This is a genomic window from Aerococcus viridans, from assembly GCF_002871935.1.
Taxonomy (GTDB): Bacteria; Bacillota; Bacilli; order Lactobacillales; family Aerococcaceae; genus Aerococcus; species Aerococcus viridans_B.
Window position 1 is genome coordinate 1 of sequence record NZ_PNHQ01000049.1, and the last position, 725, is coordinate 725.

Here is a 725-nt window from a genome sequence, read left to right on the forward strand (position 1 = left end):
AAAAGGGCCATGCTTATCTTGTAAATAAACATGACCCCTCCTTTATTAAAAACTTAATTAAAAAAATAACTGTGATTATTTATTTTTGGTCACCAACACTATTTGACACAGAACCAATAAAAAAATACCCCCAACCACTATTACACATAGCAGTTAGAGGCACTTATGTTCATTCTATTTTGTAAATGATTTTGCTTGGCCTACAGCATAGTCATAGGCATCTGCTGCTGAATCTTTTACACGATCGCTGAATGAGCGGTTTGGTAAAAATGATACATCATCAGCACGACGAGCTAAGTCACGACGCGTATGGCGTAATTGACGACCAGCATCATCGATGAAATCACTGATTACTGAGTTTTTGTCTTCTTGGTATAATGCGACAGCGGCAATACCTGCGATTGCAGCAATTGCACCTAAAGCAATTAAGCCTTTTTTAGTTGATTGTTCCATGATATCACTCCCCATAATTATTATACACATTATAGCATATTCACTATACCAGCGAAAACAATATGACAACTAGTCAAAGCATATTTTATGCCTAAGTACTATCCCTTTTTGATGGCTGCCCCTAATCCACCACCATTAAAAGGCGTTCTAAAAGCAAATAAAAAAGAGACTGGGACAAAAATATCGGCTCTTCGTCAAATCGGACTGATGAGAATAATTTCCAAGTAATCATTGATTGCTTGGTTTTTTTATTTATCATTCATTTCCATTAT

The 725-nt window shown here is 36.0% G+C and carries 2 protein-coding genes; one reads left to right on the plus strand and one right to left on the minus strand.

All coding sequences use genetic code 11. From position 1 onward, the window contains the following. A partial coding sequence (locus CJ191_RS09205; protein ID WP_219721566.1) for a hypothetical protein occupies positions 1-185 on the plus strand: 185 nt, incomplete at its 5' end. On the opposite strand, the gene CJ191_RS09085 is transcribed toward CJ191_RS09205, so the two are convergent. Beyond that, positions 175-453, minus strand: coding sequence for an arginyl-tRNA synthetase (locus CJ191_RS09085; protein ID WP_246819014.1), 279 nt, complete (start codon positions 451-453; stop codon positions 175-177). The two genes, CJ191_RS09205 and CJ191_RS09085, sit on opposite strands and share 11 nt — an antisense overlap. Between the last annotated feature and the right edge of the window lie 272 nt (positions 454-725).